Raw genomic sequence first — 2,647 nt, forward strand, 5'->3', positions numbered from 1 at the left:
CCTCAAACTCAACCACTTGCCTGCAATGAAATATCAGACGGGCAACTGGTCGCGCGCGAACCCGCTGCTGGAACGCTTTGACCTGATCATCGGCAGCGATGTGCTGTATGACCGTGGCCAGCCGGAGGTGTTGTCGCAGTTCATCGAGCTGCATGCGCTGCCGCACACCGAAGTGCTGATCGTCGATCCGGACCGCGGTAACCGGGCCAGCTTCAATCGCAAAATGGATGCACTGGGCTATTCGCGCACCGAGACGCGCGTGACCAAATTGCCGGCCGGCGGCAGTTACAAGGGGCGTCTGTTGCAATACCTGCGGAAACCAGTCGCCTGAAGCTTCAGGTATTGAGCGCTTCGAGCAATTCAGTCTCGATCGCGATCTGTGCCTTGTTGTGCTGCAGCTCCGGTCCATCGATCAAAAATGTATCTTCCACGCGCTCGCCCAGCGTGCTTACCTTGGCCAGTTGCAGGTTGATGCGGTGACGGGCCAGCACCCGTGCGATGCGGTAGAGCAGCCCGACCCGGTCGCTGGCCGACACGCTGAGCAGCCAGCGCTGGGCTTTTTCATCGGGCCGCAGGTCCACGCGCGGAGCGATCGGGAAACTCTTGACCCGGCGCGATACACGGCCTTTACTCGGAGGCGGCAGAGGTCCGGGGTTCTCGATGGTGCGATCCAGTTCGGCCTCCACCATGGCCGCCAGTTCGCGGTAGTGGTCGGCCAGCGTGGGGCTGACCACCTGGAAGGTGTCCAGCGCATAACCATTTTTCGCTGTGTGGATCTTGGCGTCCAGGATGCTGAAGCCGGCTTCGTCAAAGTAGCCGCAGATGCGTGCAAACAGGTCGGGCGCATCGGGCGTGTAAACCAGTACCTGCATGCCTTCGCCTGCCGACGAACGACGCGCGCGGACGATCGCCTTGGCCTTGCCCACGTGTCGCGAGAGCTGGCGTGCATGCCAGGCGATGTCGGAGGCCTCATGGCGCATGAAATAGCTGACGTCCAGCGTGTCCCACAGTGCCTTGTGTGCCTCGAAAGGTTCGGCGTGYAGGGCCAGTGTGGTCAGGGCTTCGCGCTTGCGGGCCTCCACTTCGGCATCCGCATCGGGCGCGCGGCCACCCAGCACGCGCAGCGTGTAGCGGTACAGGTCTTCCAGCAGCTTGCCTTTCCAGGCGTTCCAGACCTTGGGGCTGGTGCCGCGGATGTCGGCCACCGTCAGCAGGTACAAAGCCGTCAGGTAACGCTCGTTGCCCACGCGTTTGGCAAACGCGGCAATCACTTCGGGGTTGCTCAGGTCTTCCTTCTGGGCGATGCGGCTCATGCTCAGGTGCTCACCGACCAGGAATTCGATGAGTTTGGAGTCTTCGGCGCCAATACCATGCTGGCGACAAAAAACGCGCACGTCCTTGCAACCCAGCTCGGAGTGGTCGCCGCCGCGGCCCTTGGCGATGTCGTGGAACAGCGCGGCGATATAAAGAATCCAGGGCTTGTCCCAGCCGGCCGCGAGCTGCGAGCACATCGGGTACTCGTGCGAGTGCTCGGCCATGAAAAAACGCCGCACGTTGCGCAGAACCATCAGGATGTGCTGGTCCACCGTGTAAACATGGAACAGGTCGTGCTGCATCTGTCCGACGATCTTGCGGAAGATCCAGAGGTAGCGGCCCAGCACCGATGTCTGGTTCATCAGCCGCATGGCGTGGGTGATGCCCTCGGGCTGCTGAAGGATGCGCCGGAAGGTGTCGCGGTTGACCGGGTCGCTGCGGAACTTGCTGTTCATCAGTCCGCGGGCGTTGTAGAGCGCGCGCAGGGTGCGCGCCGACAGGCCCTTGATGCCCACGGTTGTCTCGAATACCAAAAAGGTTTCCAGGATGGCGTGCGGTTCACGCGCATACAGGTCGTCGCTGACCACCTCCAGCATGCCGGCCTTGTCGTAAAAGCGCTCGTTGATGGGCCGCAGCGGGTAGGTGTTGGGGTTGAGCCGTTCTTCGATATTGAGCAACAGGATCTGGTTGAGCTGGGTCACGGCCTTGGCGGCCCAGTAGTAGCGCTTCATCACCGCCTCGCTGGCGCGGCGCGGCACCTTGCTGCCGTCGTCGGCTTCGGCGGAATAGCCGAAGGACTCGGCCACGGCGGTCTGCAGGTCRAACACCAGGCGGTCTTCACGCCGGCCGGCAATCAGGTGCAGGCGCGCGCGTATCAAGCTCAGCAAGGCTTCATTGGCCTTGATCTGCCGCACTTCAAAGGCCGTAGCCAGGCCGTTGCGGGCCAGGTCGTCCCAGGATTTGCCCAGGCCGGCGGCCCGTGCCACCCACAAAATCACCTGCAGGTCTCGCAATCCACCCGGGGATTCCTTGCAGTTGGGCTCGAGCGAGTAGGGGGTATTTTCGAACTTGTTGTGGCGCTGGCGCAGCTCCAGCGTCTTGGCCACGTAAAAAGCCTGCGGGTCCAACACGACGGCCAGCCGGTYTTGCAGCTGCAGAAAATTCTTTTTGGATCCGGCGACCAGGCGGGCTTCGAGCAGCGAGGTTTGCACCGTGACGTCTTTGGCCGCTTCTTCGACACAACCGGAAATCGTCCGCACGCTGGAGCCAATTTCCAGGCCCACATCCCAGCAGGCGCCGATGAAGCTCTCTACCTTGGCCTTGAGGGCCGGGT

Annotated in this window: 2 protein-coding genes; one reads left to right on the forward strand and one right to left on the reverse strand. The window is 62.3% G+C overall.

Going from position 1 to position 2,647, the window contains the following annotated elements:
• On the forward strand, positions 1-331 hold a 331-nt coding region (locus AC1DWI_RS19300; RefSeq protein WP_477725483.1), incomplete at its 5' end, for a class I SAM-dependent methyltransferase.
• Positions 332-335: 4 nt separating this feature from the next.
• Here AC1DWI_RS19300 and AC1DWI_RS19305 read toward each other — a convergent pair.
• Positions 336-2,647, reverse strand: a 2,312-nt coding sequence (locus AC1DWI_RS19305; RefSeq protein ID WP_477725484.1) for a [protein-PII] uridylyltransferase, incomplete at its 5' end; no start/stop codon positions are given.

Source organism: Polaromonas sp. P3_C2, from assembly GCF_056402675.1.